Origin of the sequence: Paenibacillus mellifer, assembly GCF_023195895.1 — a bacterium.
GTDB classification, from domain to species: domain Bacteria; phylum Bacillota; class Bacilli; order Paenibacillales; family Paenibacillaceae; genus Fontibacillus; species Fontibacillus mellifer.
The window spans coordinates 167,725-194,353 of the sequence record NZ_JALPRK010000001.1; the positions used below are offsets into that span (position 1 = coordinate 167,725).

Sequence of the window (26,629 nt, forward strand, 5' to 3'; positions counted from 1 at the left end):
CTTGTAGGAATGACCGGAAGGAAAGGAAGTTCGGAATCATGACGAGCATTCTAATTGTGGAAGATGATGTGGGCTTAAACAAAGGGATCGCATTGACACTAGCGCGGGAAGGAATCGCCGTGGAGCAGGCCTATGATCTGGCGGGGGCGGAAGAAAGGTTTGCGGCAGGCGGGATCGATCTGGTGCTGCTCGACGTCAGACTGCCGGACGGAAGCGGCCTGGACTTCTGCGCCAAGCTCCGGGAAGTTTCTCGGGTGCCGGTCATCTTCCTGACGGCGAACGATATGGAGTCCGATATCGTGATGGGCTTCGAGATGGGCGGAGACGACTACATCACGAAACCGTTCAGCCTGATGGTGCTGCGGTCTCGGGTGATGGCGGTGCTCCGGCGCTGCGACCTCAGCCGGGAGGATAAAGTGAACCTCGGTTCTCTCACGTTCGACTTTGGCAGGATGGATTACCGAAAGGAAGGCGCGGCCATCCCGCTGAGTGTGACGGAGCAAAAGCTGCTAAAAGCACTGGTGAACCATCGCGGACAAGTCCTGACCCGGGAGCAGTTGATCTACCTGGTTTGGGGGCAAGAATCCGAATTTGTGGATGAAAACGCGCTGACCGTCACGATCAAGCGATTGCGGGCCAAAATCGAAGAGGATCCCGCTGCGCCCCAATATATCAAGACGGTATACGGCTTGGGGTACCTGTGGGCCGACGCGGGGGTGCAGTCATGACCACGGGCGGAGAATCCAGCGGGGAGAACGGAGTTCCCCCGCTCATGGGATATCGCAGCATTCAGCGAGCGGAGGAACATGCTTCTTCAATACATCGCAGCGGGCTTGCCTTCGATTGGCTTTACGCAGCCTACGGAGCTCTGTTTGTCCTGCTCGTGTTGGGCTATCCGCTGGCTTCCTGGGTATGGGCGGGGGAAGTGTTTACCCCGCCGATTTGGATCCCCATCGTTTTCGCGGCGGCGTTGCTCCTCGTAGCTGGTTCTTTCGCTATGACGTTGCGGGCCAGGTCCGCAAACGCCATCCGTGCGGCTTATGAGGTCGTAGATGCCGCGATCGCCGGCCGGCAGCGGCTTACCGGCTATGAAGAGACGGAGCTTTCGGCGCTCGAGAACAAGGTGATTCGTTATGTCGAGCTGGCCCGGGCGCGCGAAGGGCAAGTTGAAGCGGATCGGGGACATCTTCAGACGCTTCTCTCCGATATTTCACACCAAACGAAAACGCCGCTATCCGGCATTATGCTATACGGGGAACTGCTGGAGGAAATCCCGGATTTGGGCGAAGAGGCCCGCCAGTATGCGGCTCAGATCAAGACGCAGGCCGCCAAGCTGGATTGGCTGATCGGGTCCTTGGTCAAAATGTCCCGGCTCGAGGCGGGGATGATCACTCTGCAATCCGTGGTATCGCCGCTGATTCCTACGATTACGCAAGCGGTCTCTCAAGTTTATGCTGCCGCGGAGCGTAAAGGCATCCCAATTGCAATAGATTGTGACCCGGTGATCTCGGCACGGCATGATCCGAAATGGACGGCGGAAGCGTTGTTTAACTTACTGGAAAATGCGGTTAAATACAGCATGGCTGGGAGCGATATGCATATCTCAGTGGTGGCGGGCGAAATGTTTGTCCGCATCGATGTCGCGGATCAGGGCATGGGGATTGCGGAGCAGGAATGGAACGACATCTTCAAGCGCTTCTATCGCAGTAAGCAAGCGGCCACACAGGAAGGCGTCGGAATCGGTTTGTATCTAGCCCGAGAGATCCTTGTTGCTCAGGGCGGGTACATCAAGCTGTCGTCCAAGCTTGGCGAAGGTTCGGTATTCTCTTTATTTCTGCCCTGCATGTAAGGAAAGGTGATTGAATATGTCGAACCTGTTATTTTTCGGACATCTGCACGAAAGATTGGTTTGCTACAGTAAGTCCTGTACGAATGAGGTACAGGATTTTTTCATTGGGAGGTAGACGGTATGCCGATCCTGCAAGTTGAAGAGTTGAAGAAAATTTATGGTCAAGGGACTAACGCGGTCAAGGCGCTGAATGGAATCTCGCTAAGTGTGGATAAAGGCGAGTTCGTTGCGATCGTTGGCACAAGCGGCAGTGGGAAGAGCACGCTGCTCCACCTGCTGGGCGGATTGGATCGTCCCACCGAAGGCAAGGTGCACGTGGACGGAAACGATATTTATGCCATGAACGACGAGAAGATGACGATTTTCCGGCGACGGTCGGTTGGCTTTGTGTTTCAAAGCTACAATCTGATACCCATCTTGAATGTATATGAAAATATTGTGTTGCCCATCGAGCTGGACGGTGCTCGGGTAGATCGGGAGCATGTGGATCAGGTGATCGGCGCGCTTGGGTTGTCCGATAAGGTGCACCATTTGCCAGCCAATCTGTCCGGCGGACAGCAGCAACGGGTGGCAATTGCCAGGGCGCTGGCCACCAAACCTTCCATCGTATTAGCGGACGAGCCGACCGGGAACCTGGACAGTAAAACGAGCCAGGAAGTGATGGTCCTGTTGAAGCAAATGAGCGAGCGATTCCGCCAGACGATCGTGATGATCACGCATAATGAAGAGATCGCGCTCACTGCGGATCGAATCGTGCGGATCGAGGACGGTCGGATCGCCAGCCATTCCAGCCGCGCCGGAAGAGGGGCGGGAACGTCGAATGAGCACGAGTAGACGAACAGGGATCACAACCATCGTCAACCGAAGCCTGAGGGCGAATCTGCCGCGTAACGCGATGATCGTCAGTGCGATCATTCTTACGACGCTGCTGCTCACCTCGGTATTCACGATGGCGTTCAGCATCAATGAATCGATGCAGTTGACCAAGATGAAGACCGCCGGCGGCGACTATCACGGCAGCTTCAAATACTTGACACCCGAGGAGGCGGAGAAACTCCGTGATCACTCGTCGATCAAGGAGTACGGCCAATCTGTGTTGGTTGGCCGAGCGACCAGCGACGTATTCCGCGGCACGACGCTGGAAATTGATCACATCGACGAGAATGAGGCGAGACATAGTTTTATTCGATTTCTAGAGGGCGGTTTGCCAACGGAAGAGAATGGGATCGCTACGAGTACCTGGGTGCTGGATTTGCTTGGAGTGCCCCATGAAGTGGGGGCCAAGGTGCGTCTGGAACTCGATATTGACGGGCAAGCGGTTACGAAAGAATTTGTGGTGTCGGGGGTTTTTCCGGCGGACCGGAATTTATCGATGGCGGGGATGGCGTTCGTCTCGGAGGCTTTCGTCCAACAGCATCTATCCCAGATCGATCCGAAGCAGACCCGGAAAACGGGCAGTTACGTCAATACGATTCGGCTGGACGTAATGTTCGATCATTCCTTCGGTATTGAGAAGAAGCTGCAAAAGGTGCTGTCAGATACCGGAGTGGATGCCCCGTACGGGGTAAACTGGGCATATAGCAGCGTTGGCCTGGAGGAAGATCCGGCCAATGTAATTCCGTTTCTTGTGCTCATTTTGATCATCATGATCAGCGGGTATCTGTTAATTTACAATATTTTTCATATCTCCGTGGTACGGGATATCAAGTTCTATGGTCTCTTAAAGACCATCGGAACGACGCCGCGTCAACTGAAGCGCGTCGTTTCCAAGCAAGCGAATCATCTCTATCTGGCGGGCCTTCCCATTGGTTTGGCGTTGGGGTACGGAATCGGTGTAGGTCTGATGCCGCTGATGAGCGGATTCTCCAGCCAAGTGGCGGAGGAGACGGTGGGCTCCGGCAACCCTTTGATTTTTATCGGGGCGGCGCTTTTTGCTTATCTGACGGTACGGATCGCTGCGAGTAAACCGGGTCGTACCGCGTCGCGCATTTCCCCGATCGAAGCGGTGAAATTCTCCGGTATCAGAGGGAACGTGAACCGGAGTCTGGTTCGGAAGATGAAACGTTCGTCGCACGGGGCCAAGCTCTCTCGTATGGCCTTCGCGAATCTGTTCCGATCCAAAAAGAAGCTGCTGCTCATGCTGGCCTCTTTGTCATTAAGCATCATTTTGTTCAGTGTAATCTATACGGTTATCTCTTCGTTTAGCGTTAATAAGTATTTGAACAGCTTTATTACGGGGGATTTCGTAATTAAGGAAGACGTCAGCGGCCGGGGAGGTGTTCCTGCTCCGGATGACGCCGCGTTAACGGAGGAGTTCTCTCGGAAGTTAAAACAAATTGCCGGAGTTACCAGCATGGACAAAGTATACTACCGCATGGCTTCGCTTCCGTTGAACGAGAAGATTCGGCGGATCATTGAACCTCTATCCACAACGGAGAGTCCGGATGAGTCTTCGATAGCCTGGATCAAAGCGAAGAAGTCTGTCGATCTGCAGTTCCATGGTCTGGATCCGGGGTGGTACGAGGTGATCGATCCGAAGGAAATCGTCGCCGGAACGTTTAATCGAGACAAATTCGACACCGGCGATTACGTGCTTGTGACCGAAGCTTTGCTGGGGTCCGATCAATATGCTCGTTATTATCAGCCGGGCGATTCCATCCAGTTCGACGGAATGAACAAAAGCTACAAGGTGATGGCGGTATTAGATTCGGATGCGATGAGTGCGGCGGGAACTCAATTCTATACCGTCGGGGGCTTTAAGGTGTTTTGGCCGGCGGACGAGTTCGTAAAGTCGGTGAAGGACCCGATTCTATTGTCTGTGACCCTTCATGTCGATCCGACGAACCTGGGTGAAGTGGAGTCGGCGGTGAAGTCCTTCACAGCATCCCATCCCAGCTTAGTCGTCAAATCCCGGGAGGATTATAAGGAGGAGATGCAAGGTTTCATTCGTATTTTCCAAACGATCGGGTATAGCTTGAGCTTGGTGATTGGCTTGATTGGGCTCCTCAATTACATCAATACGGTGATGACGGGCATGTGGTCAAGACGGGGCGAATTTGCCATTTTGGAGAGCATTGGCATGACCCGGAGGCAATTAAGAGCGATGCTTGTGCTGGAAGGACTCTACAGCGTATTCCTGACTAGCTTGATCGCAGGTACGGCAGGTATGGGATTGACGTATCTGGTTGCCAAGGGGATCGCGGACGGTATGGCGTTTACGGATTTTCGAATGAGTCCTTTGCCGTTCGCAAGCCTGATCACACTGCTAGTCTTGATGGCTTTCATCGTGACCTTGGTTTCTTACCGCAGGATGTCGCGAGCAACGATTGTGGCGAGATTACGTGAAGCCGAATAGGTCCCCGGATCACCGGGAACAGCAAGACCCCTGGGGTGGCGTCGGACGCCATACGTTCCGAACGTGCTCCAGGGGTTTCACTATGCTCAACCGGGTTACAGTTCAACAGAGGTGCCTTGCTGCGGGTTTCCTTGTACAGTAATGCTTCGCAAATAAACAAACGACGAACCGAGAGCGAGCAACGCCATCACCATCAGACCCCAGAAAATATTAGAATAGGCGGCGGATAGCGAGAGACCGTGTTGCCATTCCATCGCGCTGGAGGCCATAGCGACGCTAAAGGCCCCGCTGAAGAACTGCAGCAGCTGGAAGAGCCCCATCCCCGAACCAACCTGGGATGCCGGCAGAATACGGGAGATTTCGTTCGATACGCTGCTTGAGAGCATTGTAAATCCTAAGCTAATCAGCATATAGATGAATAGGATAGCTAGCCAGGATTGCCCGCTGAACAAGGCGAACAGGACCATGGAGCTCAGCACGAGCAGCGGAACATACCGCAAGATCGCGCCGTTGCCGTGACGGTCAATGACGGAGCCAACTTTGCGAGAAGCCACCATCGCCAGGATCGAACCTGGGAAGATGATCAGCCCGGCATGACTGGCGGTTAATCCGAAGCGATGCACCAGGATTTGCGGCAGTAAGAACAAGGTGGCAAAGCTGCACAAATACGAAGCGATGCCAACGATCGATAAGGCAAGGTACGACCCGTTGCGAAACAACGCAGGCGAGACGAACGGATCGGAGGCGGTGCGAATACGCCAGACGAACAGGGCCAATGCGGCTGCGCCAACCGTCAGCGCCGTCCAGGAGTGTTCGGTCAGAAACAGCAGCAGGCCGGTCGTACCGACGGCTACGAATATCGCGCCGAGGGTGTCGAATGCCCCGCGAACCGGTTGTTCTCTCGGGATGTGTCGTAGAAAAAGCGGAACCAGCAACAAGGTTAACGCCGTGATAACAAACAGGTATCTCCAGCCGAAGTATTCGACGATCGCGCCGCCGGCGACGGGGCCAAGGCCAAGTCCCAGCGACACGGCCGACATGATCAAAGCCATCGCTTTGCCGCGTCGCTCGATGGGGACGTAACGGGATAAGGTAACCAGGGATAAGGAGACAACGGCTCCCGCTCCAGAGGCTTGAACGACGCGGACTGCGAGAAGAATCCAGAAATTCGGGCTAAATAATCCGGTTACGGCGGCGATCCCCAGCGTCGTTAGGCCAATCGCCAACAAGCGCCGGATCGGCAGGAAATCAGAAAGCCGACTGAACGTGATGGATGAAATGGCAAACATGATCGAATAGCCGGTGACGATCAACGAGGTGACGGCGGCCGACAAGTGAAAGGCTTCCGTGACATCCGGCAGCGCCAAGTTAAACATCGCCGTGTTCATGATAACCAGTACGACGGCAATAGAGAGCAACGCGGTTAACAACCCCTCTCTAATCTGGGGAGACGAAGTGTCCGGCGCTACGGGATGGACGGCTTCGGTGGAGACGGTACGGGTACGCATGGTTTTCATTTCACCCACTCTTTCTTTGTTTTAATGTTCGAATATTATCGAACAATTGAAATATAACATGCGTTGGCTTATGATGCAATTAGGGAATCCTAAATTCACCACGAATTTTTATTATAAAGGAGTTATCCTGATGAAAGTTCTATATCACCCTGACCGGGATGACATTCAGTTGTCCTCTGTGCTGTACGCTTTGAGTGATCCCATTCGGCTCAGTGTTGTGGCTGAAATGCGCCGCAGCGGCGAACGGCCCTGCAATTATTTCGAGGTTCCAATCGCCAAATCGACGTTGTCCCACCATGTCCGAGCGCTGCGGGAAGCCGGTGTTGTGTTTACCCGCATCCAAGGCACGCAGCGGTTTATGTCAGTGCGGGAGGAAGATTTGGAATATCGTTTTCCGGGTTTGCTTGATTCGATTCTTCAGGCTTACGAGAAATCCGATCCAAAGGATAAAAGCACCATATCTGAGTAACGAAGAACCAAGATCCACCCAGGCCCGGAGCCCTGCTCCGGGCCTTATTGCCGGTTCGTTAGGAGCAGGCGAAGCAGTGGCAGCCATGTCGGAATTCCGGCTGCCGTTCGACCTATTCACATCCGTCCTGAATTATGGTTTTCTGAGTAGTGGCAGCGTATTTGCGTGTGCTGTACATAACGCATCATGTGTCAAGACTTGGGAGGCTGTAGTGATGATTAGAAAGATTTGGAAGCGTATCTTCAAACGGAGATGGCGCCAAGCAGCAGCGTTTTGCTTGCTAACTGTATTCTTCAGCGTAACCGGAGGTTACGGGCTGGCGAATGTATTTATCGGTCCATCCGTGGCCGGGGCAGCGGCGACGTCCGGAGATTCCGCTGTATTTAAAGATATTCGGGGACATTGGGCGCAGAAGGAAATCGAGTCCATGGTTGCACAGGGAGTTCTGAACGGGTTCCCGGACGGGACTTTCCGGCCTAACGAAGCGGTGCAGGTGGATCAATTCATCAAGATGCTGATCTTATCCTACAGTGAGCAGCACCCGAACCTGGAACGCACTTGGCGTGCGTCTTTCCTCGAATCCCTTAGCGAAGAGAATCGAACGATCCTGAAGCAGGATTATCGTTACTACGACTTCAAACCGGCGATGACGGGTTATTGGGCCAAGCCGTATATCGATGTGGCAAGTGATTTGAATTTTTTGAACAAAAGTCGATACAATGATTTCCAAGTCGGAATGTCCCGGGAAAATGTGGCGGAAGTGCTATATTACACGCTGCAGGAGACTGAATTTCTGGAGGATGAACAGTTCGGCCGGACGGTGGCCGCGTCCTATGGGGATTTGACCAGCGCGAGCGACCGACAGCAGAAGTTTATCGCGGAATCGTTGATCAAGGGGATTATGCAGGGATACCCGGACGGGAATTTTGGTGTCGGACGTACCGTATCGCGGGCCGAGGCACTGGTCCTGCTTAACCGTTTGACAGACAAAACGAAACGAATCCCGATTCAACCCGAGGAAGGGAAGCTGCAACGTCTTGTCCCGACCGCCGGCGGGGGGCAAAGAATTGTCGCTTTTCCTGATAAACGGATGTGGGATGCGTATGATATCTTACGGAAGGCCGGTCAGTTGCGCGGCACAAACTACGATTTGTTTGATACAACGCTGCGCCTGTTCAAGGACGAGAAGGAGAAGGCGGCGGTACAGCAGGCGACAGCAGCAGGAGGAGGCAGTGCATCCAGCGGGACAGCGGCGGAGGAAGCGGCGATCTGGCTCGATCCGACGTACAATACTTACGGTATCACTGTCCGGCTTCGGGAGGGAACATTAGCTCGAAACACGGAATCGATCGAGTTGTTTGCCAACCAACTGTTCACCTACGATGCTATCGCATTTCGCCGCTGGTTTGACGCGATTTGCGCTGAAGTGGAAGCGGGCCGCCCGCTGGCCGACAAGCAGGCAACGGTCGGGGACTTCTCGGTGAGCGTGCTGGTTGATAACTACGCCAAGACGGTCGTGTTCTCGATTGCGGCCAAATCATAGTAAACGGTCGTTGGCGTTTACTATCCCAAAGGGCCTGGCTAAGGGGAGTTTCTCCTAAGCCGGGCCTTTTTGCGGTTCGCTTTTCCAATAGTCGGAAGGTAGAATGGAAGTAATGTCCGATGAGGGTCCATGCGGGGAACACCCAGTTCAAGGAGGTAACGTCATTATGCTTCATATCGATCTATCGGGGAAAATCGCGCTCATTACCGGGGCGACCGGCCAATTGGGCCGGGTCATGACAAGGACGTTGTCGGCTTGCGGAGCGAAGGTGGCCATTCACTACGTCCATAATGAGGCCAAGGCGCAGGAATTACAGCGGGAGATAACCGTGGCCGGCGGAACGGCCATCACCGTGCGGGGCGACATTACGAAGGAGGCGGATATTCGAGCGATGCAAGTCAAGGTGGCGGCGGAGCTTGGTGATCCGGATATCGTGGTAGCCAATGCGGTCGTGCAATATAACTGGACCTCTGTCCTTGAACAACCGGCGGATGATTATGTTAGCCAATTCGAATCTTGCGTGCTGCAGAGCGTGTTTCTAGCCAAGGCGTTTATTCCGGCGATGATTGGCAAAGGATCGGGGCGGTTCATCGGAATCAATACGGAGTGCGCCATGCAGAACTTCCCGAACCAATCGGCCTATACGGCGGGAAAAAGAGGCATGGACGGCGTTTACCGCGTCTTAGCCAAAGAGGTAGGAGAGCACGGGATCACCGTGAATCAGGTGGCCCCAGGCTGGACGATCAGCGAACGCGATCGCGAGCTGGCGGAACGAAATGATGCCGCCTATATCGCCGAAGTTCCGTTGAAGCGTCGAGGCGAAGATCAGGATATCGCCAATGCGGTTGCATTTCTGGTCTCCGAGTTGGCCGGGTTTATCACGGGCATCTATCTCCCGGTCAGCGGTGGCAATGTGATGCCGGCCATTTAGGCGAGGAAGGAGGCGGCGGCAGTGGCAGCGGTGGAAGAAGGTCAACCTTGGATCTTAAAGCAGTTGCGGCAGACGGAAGAGGCGGAACAGATGCGTATTCTATATGCCTGTGAAGCGGGCAGCCGGGCCTGGGCATACGCGTCCGCCGCGAGTGATTATGATGTCAGGTTCATATATGTGCGGCCGGTGGAATGGTATTTGTCGATCGGAGAGAAGAGAGACGTCATTGAGCTCCCGATAAGTGATGGCTGTGAAGGCGGGCGGCCTGACGGAGATCGGTCCGGTCCGGCTCAGCCTGGGGATGACGGCGAGCTTGATATGGCTGGCTGGGATTTACGCAAGGCGTTGTCGCTGCTCGGCAAAGGGAACCCCACCCTGTTCGAATGGTTGGCCTCACCGATCGTCTATACCGAGGTTTATGGACTTCGGGAGCGGCTGGAAGCGCTGGCGCCGCAAGTCTTCTCCGCGAAAGCCGCGATGTATCACTACCTGCATATGGCAAAGCGTAACTTGCGGATGGAACTCGCGGGTGAGCAAGTTAAGCCCAAGGCATACCTTCACGTTCTCCGGCCGCTGCTCGCCTGCGCCTGGGTTGAACGCTGCGGTACGCCGCCGCCTTTAGAAATTGAGCTGCTTGCACAAGCGGCTCTGCCTGCCCAAGGCGAGGGGCTACGGGAGGAGATCGCTCTCCTTCTGACCCGTAAAAGGGCGGAGGCTCTGCCGAAACCACAGCCCCGCCTCCTGAGATTGGACGAATATTTGGCCGAGCGTCTGGTTTATTATGAGCAGCTTGCCCCCGCGCTGGAATCGGGAAACCGGGATATAAATTGCGCTCTGATCGACGTGCTGGATGGATTGTTCCGCTCCGTTCTGCAGGAGGTATGGGGGGTTCCTCTCTAGGGGAGCTGAGCCTTTCATAGGAACGGAACCCAGCTTACCTATCAATAGGGTAACTCTGTCTCGTGGTTCAATAGCTGATAGGACGGATATCCTTGCACACTCCACATGAGGCTCGAATACGTTAATAGAAAAAGACCTGCCAAATCCATGGCAGGCCAAACGAATCGATAGATCAACGTTACTAAGCTAGCTTCAAAATCGTTAAGGTCGTGTTTAACAAGTTATGCAGCTGAGCAGGAGTCGCATTTGCGTTTACAATTTGAAGAGTTGTCGGTACGGTTGGGACACTAACGATGACCTCCGCTGAAGTAGGGCCGCCGCCGTTTCCTGTAAACGGAGCAGGAGTGATCGGAGCGCCGTTTATGGTCAGGTTGAAATCCGCATTCCCCTGATTGTGAACTGTAAAGTTGACCAAATAGGCCCCTGCTTCGTTGATGGTTACTGTAGCGGATGGAGGCGTAAATGTAAAAGCTCCGCCGGAGTTCGCCAATAACCCGTTGAAAACAACGGCGGTATTACCAGGCACCGTATCGGTTCCTGTACCGGGGTCAACACGATAAATACTTAAAAAGTCGGAGATGCCTCCCGCCGGTCCTGCGGGTCCTGCTGCACCCGCGGGTCCCGCTGGCCCTGCGGGTCCTGCTGGCCCTGCGGGTCCTGCTGGCCCTGCGGGTCCTGCTGGCCCTGCGGGTCCGGGAGGTCCAGGAGGCCCTCCTGCTGGTCCTGCTGGACCCTCAGGGCCAGGAATCCCTTGGGGTCCGGCCGGTCCGACTAGCCCGGGAATCCCTTGGGGTCCGATGGGTCCAGGCTCGCCAGGAAGGCCCCGTAGTCCTTGAAGTCCAGTGGGTCCGATTGGCCCTACTGGTCCGATGGGTCCAACGGGTCCGGCAGGACCTGGAATGCCCTGTGCGCCAGGTAGACCTTGTTGACCGGGAACACCTTGAATTCCCGCGGGCCCCTGCGGAGCCTGCACGTTAATTTCTGGCTTCACCTTAACTTTAATAATCTTCTTCACTTTGCCATGATGCATGTGGTGTTTATGAAGCTTGTGGTGTTTATGAAGCTTGTGGTGTTTGTGGAGTCGGTGAAGCTTCCGATGCTTGTGGTGTTTGCGATGCTTGTGTTCGCTCATACCCATATGAATCATTACACCTCCAATAAGTTGATTCAACCTTAGTGTATTGTCTATTCCGCGGAAAGATTGGACGATTGACCTCCATAAACAGAAAGCGGTTTTTGCCTAACTCTCAAAAAATGAGAGACACAACCCCCTTTGAAAAATAGGGGGTTTTCGTGATGGATTCACTAGCTTTCGAGACGATTCCACCCCTCTGCTTAGAATTCTCCCTATTTACATAAATAATTAATATTAGTGACACAGTATTGTTAATGGTCTATAATCAACAGGTGAATCATAATGTAACAGAATAAATAAATAAGTAATACAGAACGCGGATCGGGAGGGGGAGACGCTTATCATCACGTTGGAGCATGTCAGCAAGATCTATCACTTGCCAAGCGGACGGTTTGAGGCGGTTCGCAACGTGTCTCTGCAAGTTCCGCAAGGTACCATCCACGGTATCATCGGCCCCAGCGGAGCCGGTAAATCGACGCTGCTGCGAATGATGAACGCCCTGGAGCTGCCGGATCAGGGAACCGTAACGGTACTGGGCCGGGAGCTTACTGCGCTCCCTGAGACCACGCGGCGTGAAGTGCGGCGTTCGATTGGCATGATTTTTCAACAGTTCCATCTGCTGAATAACCGCACGGTCAGCGGGAATGTTTCCGTACCATTAGAACTTGCGGGTTTGCCGCGGAGGGAGCGCCTTAACCGTGTACGGGAGTGCCTGCGTTTTGTGGGTCTGGAGGACAAGGCCGGCCAATACCCGGCTTCCCTCAGTGGTGGGCAGAAGCAGCGTGTGGCCATCGCCCGGGCGCTGGCAAGTCGGCCGGATATCCTGCTCTGCGATGAGCCGACCTCCTCGCTGGATCCGAAGACGACCGCGGAAATTTTGGAAGTCCTGCTGCATGTCCATCGGACATTGGGAGTGACAATTGTGATCGTCACGCATGAGATGGACGTGGTGCGCAGCATCTGCCAAGGGGTTTCGGTGATGGAGGACGGCCGGTTGACCGATGCGTTTACGCTCGAACGTAACGAAGCGGAAGCCGGAACCTCCGGTATCGCAGGCTACAGCGCTTCTTACCGGGAACTGCTGCTTGGCGGAACGGAGGTGTGAGGGGGTTGGATATGACCTTAATGTGGGACAACTTCATCCAGTACCGCAGCCAAATTGGCGAAGCGGTCGGCGAGACGTTCGCCATGGTGGGAATCGCTCTGCTCGCTGCCGTTCTTCTCGGCTTGCCGACGGGAACCGCCTTGTATCTGACCGGTAAAGGCCAGCTTTATGAACATCGCCTGGGGTACGGTCTGTTGAACGGAGCGGTAAACGTTATTCGTTCCTTTCCGTTCCTGCTGCTGGTAGTGTTTATGATTCCGCTCACCCGTCTCATCGTCGGAACGGCGATCGGGACGCTGGCGGCCTCCATCCCGCTCGCAGTCGTTGCGATTGCGATTTATGCGCGGTTCGTCGAACAATCCTTACTCGAGGTGCCGCGAGGCGTGATCGAATCGGCGCGGTCCATGGGGGCGTCGAAGCTTCAGATTGTGACGAAGTTTCTATACGTGGAAGCCCGATCCGGCCTGGTGTTGGGTCTGACTTCCTCGACGATCAGCTTTATTTCTTATTCAACAGTGATGGGCGTGGTCGGCGGCGGCGGAGTGGGTGATTTTGCCATCCGCTACGGTTATCAGCGGTTCGAAACCGAGCTGATGGCCGCGGTGATCCTGCTAATGATTGTTCTGGTCCAAGGAATTCAATTTATAGGAAATGCGTTATCCCGCTGGCTGGATAAACGCTAATATCGGAGGGAGAAACCATGATAAAGACAGGGAAATGGATGATGACGCTGGCGTTACTGATGTTCGTGTTAAGCGCATGTGGCAATAATGGCAATGCTTCGAACGCTTCGAACACCGGGACTGCAGAGACGGGCGTAGGCGCACCGGCTGCGGCCGAGTCCGAGACGAAGGAAATGACAACGCTGAAGGTGGCTTCTTTGATTCCGCCGATGACGGACATCCTGGAGCTCATTAAACCGCAGCTCAAAGAGGAAGGCATCAACCTGGAGGTTGTCGTGTTGTCTGACAATATTCAGCCTAACGATGCGCTGGCGAACAAGGAGGTCGATGCGAACTTCTTCCAGCACGTGCCTTGGATGGAGGAATACAATAAGAATAAAAACGCCACTCTCGTTCCGGTTCAGCCGGTCTATCACGCCGTGTACGGCGCCTACTCCAAACGCTATAAATCGATGGAAGAATTGCCGGACGGGGCGACTATCGTGATCGCAAACGACGCGACGAACGGGGGGCGTTCGCTGGATATGCTGGATAAAGCCGGCGTGATCAAGCTGAAGGAAGGCGTTGGTATCCAGGCTACCTTGGCCGACATCGTAGAAAACAGCCATAACTACAAATTCGAAGAAGTGGATCTGCTGATGCTGGCGCGGATGCTGGATGACGCCGATCTGGTACTGATGACTCCGGCCTATGCCAGCCCGCTGGGACTTACGCCGAAGAAAGATGCTTTGCTGACAGAAACCGTTGAATCGGCGTTTGCCATCACCTTGGTCGCCCGTCAGGACAATCAGGATTCAGAACCGATCCAGAAGCTGGCAAAGGCAATTTCCAGCCCGGAAGTCAAGAAATTCCTTGAGGACAATTACAACGAGATCGCCCTTCCGGCGTTCTAACGGGAATAGGTCAAACTGGCTCCTTCATAGGATGGTGATAACATGATCCATATGAAGGAGGGGAGCTAATGCAGATTCATCCTGTCCAGCCGGGCCAAACGACTTACAGCATCGCGGAAGCTTATGGCGTACCTTATGAAGATATCGTCGAAGCCAACGAACTGCCGAACCCGGAACAGCTTGTGGTTGGACAAACCTTGGTTATCCCGATCGTCGGCAGCTATTATTGGGTTCGGTCTGGGGACAGCCTATGGTCGATCGCGCAGCGTTTTGGGTTAAGTTATCAGGAGTTAGCCCGCGTCAACGCCATCGCTGTCGATCAATCCCTATCGATCGGATTTCGCCTGTATATCCCGCCGCGGCCGCGAAGAAGCGCCGAGTTTAACGCCTATGTTGAGCCGCGCGGGGGGGCGGTTGCTCCGGCGCTGGAGGAGAGCGCGCGTGAAGCGGCGCAGCACCTGACCTACCTGGCTCCATTTAGCTTTCAGGCGCAGCGGGATGGTTCGCTCAAAGAACCGCCGTTAAATCAGTTTCCGGAAATCGCTCGGGCGAATCAGGTCGTGCTGATGATGGTGATCACAAATCAGGAGAACGATCAGTTCAGCGATGAGCTGGGCCGGATTCTGTTGAACGATATCCCCGTCCAGGACCGTTTTCTGGATAACATCGTCACGACGGCGAGCAATTACGGTTTCCGGGACATCCATTTCGACTTCGAATTCCTGCGACCGGCCGATCGGGAAGCCTACAACGCTTTCCTGCATAAGGCCAAAGCGCGGTTTGCGCAGCAAGGTTGGCTGATGTCCACGGCCCTGGCGCCCAAGACAAGCGCCGGCCAGCAGGGATTGTGGTATGAAGCGCATGATTACCGGGCGCACGGGGAAATCGCCGACTTTGTTGTGATCATGACCTATGAGTGGGGCTACAGCGGGGGGCCGGCCCAGGCGGTATCACCGATCGGTCCGGTCCGGCGGGTACTGGAATATGCGTTGTCCGAAATGCCCGGCTCCAAAATTATGATGGGGCAAAATCTGTATGGCTACGATTGGACGCTGCCCTTTGTGCAAGGAAGTATCGCGCGGGCGGTTAGTCCCCAGCAAGCGATCCAAATCGCTGCAAGGCATGGCGTCGCGATTCAATACAGCGACCGGGATCAGGCTCCGTTTTTTCATTATTGGGATGGAGAAGGACGGGAACATGAAGTATGGTTTGAGGATGCCCGCTCGATCCAAGCCAAGTTTAATTTGATCAAGGAGCTGGGGCTACGCGGGATGAGTTATTGGAAGCTGGGCTTGAGTTTTCCGCAAAATTGGCTGCTAATCGAAAACAATTTCGATGTGGTCAAACGAGGGTAGAACCAAATTTATTGGACGCGAGAGGAGTTTGTGATTTTTGTAACAGAGTTCCCGAATGTCCTGCGTTATGATATAAACAAGTTTAGTAATCAAAATTTAAATGAATAGAGATCTTCGGGGTAAGGTGAAATTCCTAACCGGCGGTGAGGTTTCTGATCGCAGAAACTGCAGCCCGCGACTCGCTTGTGGCTCTATCGGCCGCGCGCGACTGACTTGGTGCGATTCCAAGGCCGACGGTAAAGTCCGGATGGGAGAAGATCAATAAAGCTAGAGTTTGATCCAGGGACCGGTACGGTTCCTCACAGGCTTATTTGGTCAGCCCCCGCAAACCTTTACGAAGGTCAATGCGGGGGTTTTCTACTTAGACCCTCTATTCAAGAAGGGGACAAACACGATGGAAAAAGCAAATGTGAACAGCGGGCTCCGGATTCAAGCCGGAGCAGGCGCGGGGGCGCTTACGGGCACATCCGGCCAGGTTCAGCAATCGTCTGCGAAGGCAGAGGCTCGCAAATCGCGAAGCGGGTTTTGGCTCGTTGTTTTGGGGGCGGCACTGTGGGGCGTAGACCCGTTATTTCGAGTCATCCTGTTAGACTCGCTGACATCGGCGCAAATCGTACTCATTGAGCACCTTATTATCGCACTCATCGCCATACCCGTCTTATGGAACAACCGCGCCGAGCTCAAAGGGCTGGGCTGGAAGCAAGGGGGCGCGCTGCTCTTCATTTCCTGGGGCGGCTCGGCTATCGCCACGATTCTGTTTACGATGGCGCTGTCGAACGGCGATCTGAACGCTGTGCTATTGCTGCAGAAGATGCAGCCGCTGTTTGCCATCCTGTTGGCCGGATTGCTGCTCAAAGAGAAGCTGCCGCGGTTCTTCTTCGGCTTCTTGGTCATTGCATTGCTCGGAACGTATTTGCTGACCTTCGGATTTACGATGCCAATCGGGCATTGGAGCGATTTCGTGCAGGTGGGCAGCTTGCTGTCGCTGGGCGCCGCCGCGTTGTGGGGCGGATCCACCGTGATGGGCCGGATGATGGTTGGTCATATGAAATATGAGACGGTGACGTCGCTGCGGTTTGTATTGGCGTTGCCGTTGCTGCTGGCCATCACCTGGAACGAAGGGGCCGCCTGGAACCTGCCTACCGGTACCTCGCAAATTACTGCACTTTCACTCAACATGCTGGGACAAGCGTTGCTGCCAGGACTGCTCAGCCTGCTTGTATACTACAAAGGGCTGACGACAACGAAAGCTTCGGTCGCCACATTAGCTGAACTCAGCTTCCCGATGGTTGGGGTTCTAATCAACTGGATTGCCTTCCAGCAGATGATTACGCCTGCCCAAGTGTGTGGTTTCGTTCTGATTTGGGGCACGTTGTTCCTGATCTCCCGCCAGGGAGCCGCCAAGCAATAACCTGTTGCTGAAAATAATAAACAGAAGCGAGGTCTTCCGCCCCTGCCGGGGGTTGGAAAACCTCGCTTTTTTGTGTTCCTATTCTGCTTTATTGGTCCTGTCCGTTTAGTTCTCGTCCAGCCACAAAATTGCCGTCACGCCGCGCGGATAATACCGGCTGCCGCAGATTACGCCGGCCATCATCTGATCGCTCCAGCTCCAGAAGGCGTTCTTCTCGGAGGTCAACCAGGCGACATGCGCCGCATCGGCTGCCTTGCCCTGTTCATCCCAATTCAGGCCGAGAATCTGACGGGCGATGAATTGGCAGAGGTAAATTTTGCTGAGCCAGGAGTTGTTGCTTGTCGAGGACAGCTTCCAGCCGCCGTCTTCGAACAGGCAGATGCCCGGCTGCAGCACCGTGTTCAGGTGCTTGGACAACGCACCGATATATTCGCTAAATCGGCCGTTCTTATCCAATGCTTCTTCGCATCCGGTGTACAGCGGGAAGATCAGACCCTCGATCGCCGGGATGATCTTGGAATCGTTATTCTCCTGGATAACCGCCGGAATATAGCCGCCGGGCAGCAGATGCGCGGTGATCGTTCCGGCACACAGCTCCGCTTGCCGTCCGGCCAGTTCGGCCGCCGCCTCGCGTCCGTTTGCACGCAGCAGCTTTTCCATTGCTACGTAAGCTGCCCAGCTCTTGCCTGCCAGATAGATATTGTTCCGCGCTTGTCCCAGCGAGACATCCAGGCTGTCGTAGGTGGTGATTTCGGCTCCGCCCATCGTGCGGGAGCTGTCAAGACCCATCACGCCGGTCCGCTTGGCCGGGTCCGGATGATCGCGATTCACCATACTTTCCAGACATTGCTCCAGAATCGGCAGGTTGCGATCCAGCCATTCGCGGTCATTCGTTTGACGGACGTAAACCGTGGCGCTCAATACCCAGTTGACGAGCTGCTCATGGGTCATATGGGAGAAGCAGTCGTCAATCGCATGCAGCTCGTAAACCGAATAGCCCGGACGCGAGAACGTGTTAGCGACGCCCATGTCATGCGTGAAGCTGATGCCGCCGGGATATTCGGTCGCATCTCCGGGAAGTCGTACCGTGTCCCGATAACTGTAGCGGCTGGTGTAGAGATCCAGCTCGTTTTTGACCGTCCACGGGTTCATTTTTAGCTCAAAAAACAACTGGTCGACCAGCAAATCGAACGTATTCATCATCCGGTATTCGCCTTCGTTTACGACCCATAGCGGCTTGCCGTCCTGCTCCAGCAGCTCGGTGGAACCGTAATAGCTGCGGATGGCGTGCGCGAGCATAAACTTCTGGTCCTCGGTCAACTTCGAGTCGTAGACTAGCGTCTCGGCCTTCCGCGCAACCTCCAGCTTACGGTCGAACTCAGCCAGCGCATAGTCTGCCACGTCCTCGATATTGGCGAAGTACCGCGTGTAATAATAGGACGCGTCCATCCCGGTGGTGACATAACCGGCGCGATAGAAACAGAGTGCAAAGCGGTAGGTAGCTTTCTCGCCGGCTGGGGTATCCATGAGCAGAGCGCCCACTGGCCCGAGACCAAATCGGAGGTTCTCCGGAACCTTTGGCTTCAGGATCGCTTCCATCGTGAAAAAGCCTGCGCTCGTAATTCGCGGGTCATTCGCCGCAATCGCGGTATGACGGCCTTGGCCGATGCCGCAGATCCGGCCGTCGGTCACATCCTCCAAGCGTCGGATCGCACTGAACGGATCGATGTTCTGCAAGCCGAAGAAGGCTTTGCGCGACGAAGTTCCCCGGGTGTTGTCGACGGTAATTTCCGCCAGCACGGCCGGCATGAGCGCGAAACGCAGCTGCTCTTCGGTCGCCGTCTCAGGGTCGGGCACGCCTTCAAACGGCGAGATCAGGCGGAACGTTAAATCGCCGGCTTGCCATTCGTCGATCGCCGCACCAAATCGGCGGACGATCTCGCCGCGGCCGAACGGTTCGATGAGACCGCTTTCTATTTTCTGAACGGAATGCTGTTCGCTGGTCTCGTCACTGCTCTCTTCCGTCGTATAACGATCCCGCTCGTCCAGACCTTCGCCGAAGAATGGCAGGGCCCGGTAATGTTCTTGCCCGTCGTCCTGCAAGCCGATGTAGATGTTCTGCTTAGGCGGGCTGCCCAGCTCGAGGTCGAATCCGCCGCTTTGGCCGGGATGTCCCAACGTAAAGCTGGCGAAGGCTCCCATCGGGGAGTGATGCGCGTTAAAGAATATATTTTTACCCAAGTTAATTACCTCCTGTTCAAATGATTGCGGTTGTGCTAGTTTGATTATATCAAGGCTTTGGGGGAACGCCCATATCCAAACCGCCGATCGATTTATCCAAAACGTTCAAAGGCGGCGAGGAGGGGGACCACAAACAGCGAAGCGGAGGGACGAGGGTGGTTAGAGAACATCAGGTTACGGAATATATGCTGCCGGATATGGACTCGACGTTTAAGCTCTTTGCCGCGCATCTGCGGACGGTGACGAGCGCGTGGTCGTACCCGCGGCACAGCCACCCGCTGTTCGAGGTGAACCTGCTGCTGGCGGGCAGTCAGGAGATGATCGTGGGCGGCAAACGGTATGTACAGCAGCCTGGCGATTTCCTGCTGCTGCGTCCCGAGGATGTGCACGAAAGCCGGGCGCTCGGGACGGAGCCGATGACGTATTATTGTCTGCATTTTAACGTCGACGAGCCCGTGCTCCGCGAGTTGCTTTGCCGCGGCGAGGAGCTCCTGCACACGGCGGAGAGCCCGCTGGCCGCGATCATCCGGCCAAGCTTGGATAAGCTGATCACGTTGACCTCGGATGGGGCAGGCGCGAAGCTGGCGGACAAGATGCGGGCGTTGTCCGCGGTGTTCGAGCTGTTCGCCGGCCTGAGCGAAGGGCTGGCGGAACGGGAAGCCGGCGCTCCGGGCAGCCGGACGAACCGGATCGCGGCGGAGATTGCCGCCGGTCTGGAGCGCAGCGTCGAGGAGTCGGAGGCTGGGAACGCGGTAACGGTCGAGGGTTTCGGCGGCGACGGCGACGACGGTGGCGATGGGGATCGGACGCGCGAAACCGTTGCGGCGGTTACCGCCGGGCTCGGTTACAGTGCGTCCTCCTGCAACCGGATTTTTCGCAGCGTCTACGGGATGTCGCCGCGCCAATACTTATCGGCGTTAAAGCTGAAGAAGGCCAAGCTCCTGCTGATGGAGCCGGAGCTGTCGGTGGAAGCCGTCTCGATGAGGCTGGGGTACAAGGATATCGCACATTTCAGCCGGCAGTTTAAACGCTGGACCGGAGAATCGCCCGGCAAGTTCAGAGCCAGGTTTCATATTTAACTTTATATAGAAAGGGATGGGCTGCTTTGACCATAGAAATTGAAAGCGCTGACTTTGTCGCGTTGCCGCTCCGCAAGCGAATCGTCTTTTTTGGCGACAGCATTACGGAGAACGGAACGTATATCCGTAATTTGGAGGCTTTTTTCTTGAAGCATCTGCCGGAAAGCCGGCTGGAGTGGATCAATTTGGGGGTTAGCAGCGAAACTGCGGCGGGAACCAGCGAAGCGGATCATCCGTTTCCCCGTCCCTGTGTGCACGAGCGTTTGGAGCGCGCTTTGGCGGAAGTGCGGCCGGATTGGGCATTTATTTGTTACGGTATGAACGACGGCATCTACCATCCGCTGGGTGAATCACGCTTCGAAGCTTATCGCGACGGAGTGCGCCGGGCTGTTGAGCGGGTGCGCGGCGCGGGAGCTCGTGTCATCCTGATGACGCCGCCGCCGTTTGACGTTGCCTCGATCGGCGGGGAGGCGCTGCCGGAAGGAATGGACGATTACTCGTTTGAGCGCCCTTACGTCGACTATAACTCTGTGTTGGAACGTTATGGGGCTTGGGTGCGCGAGTACGGCGAGGCCGAAGGGCTGACGGTCGTGGATCTTCGCGAACCGCTTGGTCATTTGATCCGCGCGCGGCGGGAGGCGGACCCCGATTATCGTTACGGCGATGGCATCCACCCGAATGAAGACGGGCATTGGGTGATCGCGCGGACGATTCTGAGCCGCGTGTTCCATCTGGAGATGGAGCGGATACCGGATTGGGCGGAAAGCGGGAATCGTGAGTTCATTCGGCTAGTCGGCGAGCGCCGAGCCGTGCTGAACGCGGCATGGCGGGAACATGTCGGGCATACGAACCCGAACAAGATGGAGACGCCGCCGCTCGCGGAGGCGTTGCAGCAGGCGGAGGCGTTGCTGCCGGCGATCAAGCGGGCCGCCTTAGCGGAGGGCGGCGCGGAGAGCGAGGAGGTGCGCGAATGGATGGGGGATGTGCGCACCGACTTTTACTTCGGCGGCCGCGAATGCGTGGTGGTCGCTCCGCAGGAGGCCGCGCCTGGTCGGCCGTGGGTGTGGCGGAGCGAGTTCTTCGGCGCGTTCGCGGACGCCGACCTCGCCTTGCTCAAGCAAGGCTGGCATATCGCCTATTGCCGGCTGAGCCATCTTTACGGCTGCCCGTACGCTGCCGGGCAGATGGAAGCCTTTCGCGCCGAGGTGGCCGCGAAATACACGCTCGCCCTGAAGCCGGTGCTGTTCGGCTTCAGCCGGGGCGGCCTGTACGCGCTGCGGTACGCCGCGCTGTACCCGGATCGCGTCGCGGCGTTGTACCTCGACGCGCCGGTGGTGGACATCCGCAGCTGGCCGGGGGGCCAGGGTGCGGGTCGAGGCGCGCCGGAGGAGTGGCGCGACTGCTTGGCAGCATACGGCATCGCCCAAGCCGCGTCTTCTCCGGCGGAGGCCGCCCGGCTTGCCGGCGAGGTGACGGAGCGCCTGCTGGCGGGGCTCGCTGCGCCGGCCCGCGCCGGCGTGCCGGTGCTGCTCGTCTCCGGTGACGCGGACCTCGACGTGCCGTTCGAGGAGAACGGCGCGGTGCTGAAGCGCGCCTACCAAGCCCACGGCGGCGCGGTGACGACGATCCTCAAGCCGGGTGGCGGTCATCACCCGCACAGCTTGCCCGACGTCACGCCGATCGTGGAGTTTGTTCTCGCAGCGGCAGCGAACCACTTGCGATAACAATCGTGAACCACCGTCCACTACGATTTGGGCGGTGGTTCGTTGCGTTAAAGTGAGGGGAAGTAACGGATGAGGAAGAGGGGCGTTTAAGGAGCGAGTTTGATGGCCAATAGCGCGAAGCTTGTAACTAGTAGCTCGTACACCGGATTTACACACGCGTAACTGACAGCTCGCAATTCGTAACTCACAACTCGCAACACGTATCTACACACTCGTAACACACAACTCGCAAGACGTAACCCATAACTCACAAGTCACAACGCTTAACTCACAACTCGCAACTCAAAACTTGCTATTAGCAACCCGTAATTCACAACTCAATACTAGCCATGCACCATAACTGGCATCACACAACTCACCATGCCATTAACTCGCAATCATAACCCGAATCACAAATCCGCAAACGGGTAATTAGCAACTCATGACTTACAACTCACAATTTCCAACTTGTATCTAGTATCTCGTTCACGCTGCACGTTACTGGTAACTTGTAGCTTCTTACGCACGTCTGATGGGTTAGCTGAATCACACCGGTCTTTTTGCGCAAAACAACATATCCGTTCGCAGCAGCTAACCTCCTAACAGGCCATTCTATATGAAATTTCATATAGATTTTCGGATTTGAGGGTGGAAAACGCAGTTATGTTCGAAATTTCATATATAACTCCCTATTTGAGCGTGAACTCGGCGATTCTATTCGAAATTTCATATACATTCTCATTCCTCGTGACCGCACCGATCGTCCTAATTAAGCCACTGAAAAAGGACGCACACAGGGCATTCTCTGCGGCGTCCTTTTTAAGGTTACTTCACAAACTGTGAGACGGCGAACACGGCCGGCGAGTTCCAATAGATCGTTACTTCATTTCCGGCGTAACTGAGTTCGTGGTCGACGAAGCATTGTGCTGGAGGCAGGCCCTGCAGATGCTCCTGCATGTAGTCGTCGTTCAGGTTGCGGTTTGGACCCCCGGACACGAGGCCGGGAACGGCCGCTTCCACGTCGTCCGCTACGGACGGGCGGTAATGGAGATGATTGACCGGGCGGTCGCCAAAGCCGGACACGTAGCTGATATCAAGTACGTTGCGACCCAGGAGATAGTGAATATGCTCAAGCGCCAGCTCCCGGTAACGTTCCTCACCGCCAAGACGGCGTGCGATCAGGAAGAGCATCGCGTTATTCATGAGCAACATGTTGCTACCCCAAATATAATCCTCCGGGCGCATGGAGGTTAGATAACCGTCTTCCGCGCAACGGAGGGCTAGCCGTTCCGCTTCCGCGAGCAGTCCCTGTTGCAACGTCGCGCGTAAATCGGCATCTGTATGGGCACTCGCTTCTGCACCAAGCAGGTAGGCGATGGTCCCGTAGCCGCTCATATTGGTCCAGCCTAGCTCATATTTGGCGAAGGGGAGCGCAGCCAACTCGCGGAACGCTTCATGATAGTTCGCATCGCCGGTCGTACGGTATAACTCGGCGGCGGCCCAATAGCGTTCATCTAAGTCGCTCGCATCGCCGTATTCGCCCGTGCCTACATCGGACGGATTCTTGAAGCCGGGACCGTCCGGATGAGGTGGTGTGCGATCCAGCCAAGCCCAAGCGCGCTCAGCCGCTTGCAGGCACCGTGTGGCGAAGGCGTCGTCGAACGGCCGGTAGACTCTCGCGGCAAATGCCATAACGCCGGCCAGACAAGCGGTCGCAGTCGCGGAGACGGGCAGGAAATACAAGGCGGCCCGGTCGTCCTCCGGCATCACGTCCAGTGGCGGGAATTGCTTGGTCGTCAATTTGTGGAAAGCACCGCCTGTACGAGGGTCCTGCATTTTGAACAACCATTCTAGCTCGTATCGGCATTCGTGTAGCACATCCGGCATCCGATCATCGCTTTCCGGCAACGGAATCGATCGTTGAAACGCCCCCGGGTTCCCCTCATAAGCTAAGAGCAAATCGGTAACTGCTTTGGCTCCTGGGCCGGTATATTTCCCATAATCGCCGGCGTCGTGCCAACCGCCGCAGCTATCCAGGCGAAGGGAAGGGTCGTCGTAAACGATGCCTTCGGAGGTATGACAGGCGTGATGCTTCCATGGGCCGGCGAAAGGTTCCTCCAGCTCCATGCCGCAACGCAAATAATAAAAGGCCTTCAGCAAGCCTTGCTGCAAATCGGTATAGGGGTTGCTGTCGATGACAAACGCCGCCGAGCTTTGGCCATTCAGGCTAACCCGGTAGGTTCCCGGCGTTCTTAGATCCCCGAAGTCACCCCGGCAGACCGTTGCTCCCGACGCTTCGTCCCAATGCGAAGGCCCGGTCGTGCTCCGGTAAACTACTTCTTCCGAAGAAGTATCAACAATTTCGAATTCACCGCCCGGACCGGCGTAAACAAAAGATTTAGCGGCTTCGGCCGGGTATCCGAGCTGGTTGACGGCGATACTTCGACGCAGCGGCATAGGGGTGCTGGACGTTTGGTTCATGACATATCCCTCTTTTCGATCGATTAAGTAAACGGTTTCAAATTTGTGTATTTCCTCTTACTAGACTCAGTTCTAATGCTGCTTCATTACTCTTCTATCCTTGCACGTTCCGATTCGAATAACAAGACTCGAAATTGAATGATCGATCGTCATAATTTCAACGGTATTGGATCGTTCGGAGATCTGTCACAATAACCGGGAGTTTCTGACAAACGTCGGGGATCCTATCGACTCTTCTCTGGTAGTATGGTATCATGATAGTCTGATAACGTATTAGCGAACTAAAGTGAAAGACCTTCTGTTGATGCAAGCACAGAAACAGCAGCACGAAAGAAGCGTGCGCAGGGGAGCAATTGCAGGAACAGCAGCACGCAAGAAGCTTGCACACAGAGGTTAACCTCAGGGGGAGAGAGACAGATGAAAACAAATCGAAAAATGATCATGATGGGCCTTGTGATGGCTCTAGTATTGACGATGCTGGCCGGCTGCTCGGGCTCAGGCTCGGGGAAAGAGGACAACAAGCTGGTGATCGGGATCGATGATAAATTCGCACCGATGGGCTTCCGTGATGAAAATAATGAAATTGTGGGCTTCGACATTGATTACGCCAAAGCGGCGGCGGGGAAAATGGGAATGGAGGCCACCTTCCAGCCGATCGACTGGTCGGCGAAGGAATCCGAACTGAACAGCGGACGGATCGATTTGATCTGGAACGGATATACGATTACGGATGAACGCAAAGGCAAAGTGTTGTTTACGAAACCTTACTTGAAAAATAGCCAGGTGGTCGTCACGCTCGCCGATTCGGAAATTGCTCAGCTTAGTGATCTGGCCGGTAAAGAAGTGGGCCTGCAGTCGTTATCTTCCGCGGCTGACGCGCTAAACGCGGCTCCGATCAAGAGCGAGATCAAAACCGTTTCCGAATTCCCGGACAACGTGTTGGCGCTCAGCGATCTCAAGACGGAGCGGCTCGATGCGGTCGTGATCGACGAGGTTGTGGCGAGATATTACATGTCCAAAGAAGTAGGGACGTTTAAGCTGCTGGACGAATCGTTGGCGCCCGAGGAATACGGCATCGGCGTGAAGAAAGGCAATGAGGAGCTGCTAAACAAACTGCAGCAGGCGCTTGACGAGCTGAACCAGGATGGGACCGCGTCCGAAATTTCGCAAAAATGGTTTGGTGAGGATAAAGTACTGAAGTAGAAGCTTGCGTTAAAAAACCGGATTGCTAAGGGAATCCGGTTTTTTGCTGGCCCTGGTGAAGTTGGCGGGGCATGGCCTGAATAAATATGGATGGATTTGAGGAGAGCGACCATGAGTATGGAGTATTTGTTAAGTATCCTGGGGCCGATGCTGGAAGGGATGGAAACCACGATTCTACTGTTTGCGCTGGCGATCGTGACGTCGATCCCGCTGGGATTTGCCTTTACCTTTATGGTTCGCAGCCGGATCAAACCGGTCGTCTGGTTTGCCGGCGCGTATATCTATGTCATGCGCGGCACGCCGCTACTATTGCAAATGCTGTTCGTCTGCTTTGGTCTGCCGGTGATTCCAGTTATTGGCGAGTTTCTCGTGATGGACCGTTTTGTGGCCGCCTGCGTGGCTTTTACGCTGAATTACGCAGCCTACTTCGCGGAGATCTTCCGCGGCGGTTTGCTGGCGATCGACAAAGGCCAATACGAGGCGGCCAAGGTGCTGGGCCTCAGCCGCTGGCAGACCACGACGCGAATCGTATTGCCGCAAATGCTGCGGATTGCGTTGCCTGCTGTCTCCAACGAGTCGATCACGTTGGTCAAGGATACGGCTCTGCTCTATGCGGTGGCCGTGCCCGAGCTGCTGCATTTTGCGCAAACAGCGGTCAACCGAGATTTTACGATCATGCCGTTTGTGCTTGCAGGCGTGCTATACCTGTTGATGACGTTGGTGCTTACCGTGCTGTTCAAGGCGCTGGAGCGGAAGTTTAAATTCGAGTAGAGGGC

Annotated in this window: 21 protein-coding genes and 1 riboswitch; of the genes, 17 read left to right on the plus strand and 4 right to left on the minus strand. The window is 55.4% G+C overall.

From position 1 onward, the window contains the following. Positions 1-38 precede the first annotated feature (38 nt). The 4 genes from M0651_RS00700 (at position 39) to M0651_RS00715 (ending at position 5,204) form a co-directional block, all read left to right on the plus strand. Positions 39-728: a response regulator transcription factor gene (locus M0651_RS00700; RefSeq protein WP_248549943.1), complete on the plus strand. Its 690-nt coding sequence runs from the start codon at positions 39-41 to the stop codon at positions 726-728. Beyond that, on the plus strand, positions 725-1,849 hold the full coding sequence (locus M0651_RS00705) for a sensor histidine kinase (protein WP_248549944.1): 1,125 nt from the start codon (positions 725-727) through the stop codon (positions 1,847-1,849). Before M0651_RS00700 ends, M0651_RS00705 begins: the two co-directional genes overlap by 4 nt. Before the next feature lie 120 nt (positions 1,850-1,969). After that, complete coding sequence (locus tag M0651_RS00710) at positions 1,970-2,683, plus strand: ABC transporter ATP-binding protein (RefSeq protein WP_248549945.1); 714 nt, start codon at positions 1,970-1,972, stop codon at positions 2,681-2,683. Next, positions 2,670-5,204 carry an ABC transporter permease gene (locus M0651_RS00715; protein ID WP_248549946.1) on the plus strand — a complete coding sequence of 845 codons (2,535 nt, stop codon included), beginning with the start codon at positions 2,670-2,672 and terminating at the stop codon, positions 5,202-5,204. The genes M0651_RS00710 and M0651_RS00715 overlap by 14 nt, the downstream gene beginning before the upstream one ends. Before the next feature lie 95 nt (positions 5,205-5,299). Here the strand turns inward: M0651_RS00715 and M0651_RS00720 are convergent, their stop codons facing one another. After that, positions 5,300-6,721 (minus strand): MFS transporter, encoded by a 1,422-nt coding sequence (locus M0651_RS00720; RefSeq protein WP_248549947.1) that lies wholly within the window; start codon positions 6,719-6,721, stop codon positions 5,300-5,302. A gap of 130 nt (positions 6,722-6,851) precedes the next feature. Here M0651_RS00720 and M0651_RS00725 point away from each other — a divergent pair, with 130 nt between their 5' ends. From M0651_RS00725 to M0651_RS00740, 4 genes are all read left to right on the plus strand, one after another. Next, positions 6,852-7,190 carry an ArsR/SmtB family transcription factor gene (locus M0651_RS00725; protein ID WP_248549948.1) on the plus strand — a complete coding sequence of 113 codons (339 nt, stop codon included), beginning with the start codon at positions 6,852-6,854 and terminating at the stop codon, positions 7,188-7,190. Positions 7,191-7,404: 214 nt separating this feature from the next. Next, positions 7,405-8,733, plus strand: a complete 1,329-nt coding sequence (locus M0651_RS00730) for an S-layer homology domain-containing protein (RefSeq protein ID WP_248549949.1) — start codon at positions 7,405-7,407, stop codon at positions 8,731-8,733. 166 nt (positions 8,734-8,899) lie between these two features. After that, positions 8,900-9,664, plus strand: a complete 765-nt coding sequence (locus M0651_RS00735) for an SDR family NAD(P)-dependent oxidoreductase (RefSeq protein WP_248549950.1) — start codon at positions 8,900-8,902, stop codon at positions 9,662-9,664. 21 nt (positions 9,665-9,685) lie between these two features. Beyond that, the gene (locus M0651_RS00740; protein ID WP_248549951.1) at positions 9,686-10,564 is read left to right on the plus strand and encodes a nucleotidyltransferase domain-containing protein; all 879 of its coding nucleotides are present in this window, start codon (positions 9,686-9,688) and stop codon (positions 10,562-10,564) included. Between the two features lie 181 nt (positions 10,565-10,745). Here M0651_RS00740 and M0651_RS24015 read toward each other — a convergent pair whose 3' ends face one another. Further along, on the minus strand, positions 10,746-11,702 hold the full coding sequence (locus M0651_RS24015; RefSeq protein ID WP_282577675.1) for a collagen-like protein: 957 nt from the start codon (positions 11,700-11,702) through the stop codon (positions 10,746-10,748). A 337-nt stretch (positions 11,703-12,039) separates the two neighbouring features. Here M0651_RS24015 and M0651_RS00760 point away from each other — a divergent pair, with 337 nt between their 5' ends. From M0651_RS00760 to M0651_RS00780, 5 genes are all read left to right on the plus strand, one after another. Then, a complete protein-coding gene (locus M0651_RS00760) occupies positions 12,040-12,804 on the plus strand; it encodes a methionine ABC transporter ATP-binding protein (RefSeq protein ID WP_248550288.1) in 765 nt (254 codons plus the stop codon). Between the two features lie 11 nt (positions 12,805-12,815). Beyond that, positions 12,816-13,487: a methionine ABC transporter permease gene (locus M0651_RS00765; RefSeq protein WP_155606538.1), complete on the plus strand. Its 672-nt coding sequence runs from the start codon at positions 12,816-12,818 to the stop codon at positions 13,485-13,487. A 17-nt stretch (positions 13,488-13,504) separates the two neighbouring features. After that, positions 13,505-14,380, plus strand: a complete 876-nt coding sequence (locus M0651_RS00770) for a MetQ/NlpA family ABC transporter substrate-binding protein (protein WP_248549954.1) — start codon at positions 13,505-13,507, stop codon at positions 14,378-14,380. Positions 14,381-14,448: 68 nt separating this feature from the next. Beyond that, positions 14,449-15,735, plus strand: coding sequence for a glycoside hydrolase family 18 protein (locus tag M0651_RS00775; RefSeq protein WP_248549955.1), 1,287 nt, complete (start codon positions 14,449-14,451; stop codon positions 15,733-15,735). A gap of 106 nt (positions 15,736-15,841) precedes the next feature. After that, a riboswitch (FMN riboswitch) is annotated at positions 15,842-15,998 on the plus strand. Positions 15,999-16,129: 131 nt separating this feature from the next. Continuing rightward, on the plus strand, positions 16,130-17,146 hold the full coding sequence (locus tag M0651_RS00780) for a DMT family transporter (RefSeq protein ID WP_248549956.1): 1,017 nt from the start codon (positions 16,130-16,132) through the stop codon (positions 17,144-17,146). 105 nt (positions 17,147-17,251) lie between these two features. Here M0651_RS00780 and M0651_RS00785 read toward each other — a convergent pair whose 3' ends face one another. Then, the gene (locus M0651_RS00785) at positions 17,252-19,387 is read right to left on the minus strand and encodes a glycoside hydrolase family 52 protein (RefSeq protein WP_248549957.1); all 2,136 of its coding nucleotides are present in this window, start codon (positions 19,385-19,387) and stop codon (positions 17,252-17,254) included. A 155-nt stretch (positions 19,388-19,542) separates the two neighbouring features. On the opposite strand from M0651_RS00785, the gene M0651_RS00790 reads away from it, so the two are divergent. Further along, entirely contained in the window at positions 19,543-20,466 is a 924-nt protein-coding gene (locus tag M0651_RS00790; protein WP_248549958.1) for an AraC family transcriptional regulator, read from the plus strand. A gap of 26 nt (positions 20,467-20,492) precedes the next feature. Continuing rightward, a complete protein-coding gene (locus M0651_RS00795; protein ID WP_248549959.1) occupies positions 20,493-22,190 on the plus strand; it encodes an SGNH/GDSL hydrolase family protein in 1,698 nt (565 codons plus the stop codon). Positions 22,191-22,994: 804 nt separating this feature from the next. Here the strand turns inward: M0651_RS00795 and M0651_RS00800 are convergent. Continuing rightward, a complete protein-coding gene (locus tag M0651_RS00800; RefSeq protein WP_248549960.1) occupies positions 22,995-24,650 on the minus strand; it encodes a glycoside hydrolase family 9 protein in 1,656 nt (551 codons plus the stop codon). A gap of 417 nt (positions 24,651-25,067) precedes the next feature. Here M0651_RS00800 and M0651_RS00805 point away from each other — a divergent pair, with 417 nt between their 5' ends. Together M0651_RS00805 and M0651_RS00810 are read left to right on the plus strand one after the other, a co-directional pair. Then, the gene (locus M0651_RS00805) at positions 25,068-25,853 is read left to right on the plus strand and encodes an amino acid ABC transporter substrate-binding protein (protein ID WP_248549961.1); all 786 of its coding nucleotides are present in this window, start codon (positions 25,068-25,070) and stop codon (positions 25,851-25,853) included. A 111-nt stretch (positions 25,854-25,964) separates the two neighbouring features. Next, on the plus strand, positions 25,965-26,624 hold the full coding sequence (locus M0651_RS00810) for an amino acid ABC transporter permease (RefSeq protein WP_248549962.1): 660 nt from the start codon (positions 25,965-25,967) through the stop codon (positions 26,622-26,624). Positions 26,625-26,629 lie beyond the last annotated feature (5 nt).

Coding starts and splice junctions, on each gene's coding strand:
- M0651_RS00735 (WP_248549950.1), top strand. CDS start 8,900: ATGCTTCATATCGATCTATCGGGGAAAATCGCGCTCATTACCGGGGCG.
- M0651_RS00715 (WP_248549946.1), top strand. CDS start 2,670: ATGAGCACGAGTAGACGAACAGGGATCACAACCATCGTCAACCGAAGC.
- M0651_RS24015 (WP_282577675.1), bottom strand. CDS start 11,702: ATGGGTATGAGCGAACACAAGCATCGCAAACACCACAAGCATCGGAAG.
- M0651_RS00725 (WP_248549948.1), top strand. CDS start 6,852: ATGAAAGTTCTATATCACCCTGACCGGGATGACATTCAGTTGTCCTCT.
- M0651_RS00720 (WP_248549947.1), bottom strand. CDS start 6,721: ATGAAAACCATGCGTACCCGTACCGTCTCCACCGAAGCCGTCCATCCC.
- M0651_RS00775 (WP_248549955.1), top strand. CDS start 14,449: ATGCAGATTCATCCTGTCCAGCCGGGCCAAACGACTTACAGCATCGCG.
- M0651_RS00810 (WP_248549962.1), top strand. CDS start 25,965: ATGAGTATGGAGTATTTGTTAAGTATCCTGGGGCCGATGCTGGAAGGG.
- M0651_RS00710 (WP_248549945.1), top strand. CDS start 1,970: ATGCCGATCCTGCAAGTTGAAGAGTTGAAGAAAATTTATGGTCAAGGG.
- M0651_RS00770 (WP_248549954.1), top strand. CDS start 13,505: ATGATAAAGACAGGGAAATGGATGATGACGCTGGCGTTACTGATGTTC.
- M0651_RS00805 (WP_248549961.1), top strand. CDS start 25,068: ATGAAAACAAATCGAAAAATGATCATGATGGGCCTTGTGATGGCTCTA.
- M0651_RS00700 (WP_248549943.1), top strand. CDS start 39: ATGACGAGCATTCTAATTGTGGAAGATGATGTGGGCTTAAACAAAGGG.
- M0651_RS00765 (WP_155606538.1), top strand. CDS start 12,816: ATGACCTTAATGTGGGACAACTTCATCCAGTACCGCAGCCAAATTGGC.
- M0651_RS00780 (WP_248549956.1), top strand. CDS start 16,130: ATGGAAAAAGCAAATGTGAACAGCGGGCTCCGGATTCAAGCCGGAGCA.
- M0651_RS00730 (WP_248549949.1), top strand. CDS start 7,405: ATGATTAGAAAGATTTGGAAGCGTATCTTCAAACGGAGATGGCGCCAA.
- M0651_RS00800 (WP_248549960.1), bottom strand. CDS start 24,650: ATGAACCAAACGTCCAGCACCCCTATGCCGCTGCGTCGAAGTATCGCC.
- M0651_RS00705 (WP_248549944.1), top strand. CDS start 725: ATGACCACGGGCGGAGAATCCAGCGGGGAGAACGGAGTTCCCCCGCTC.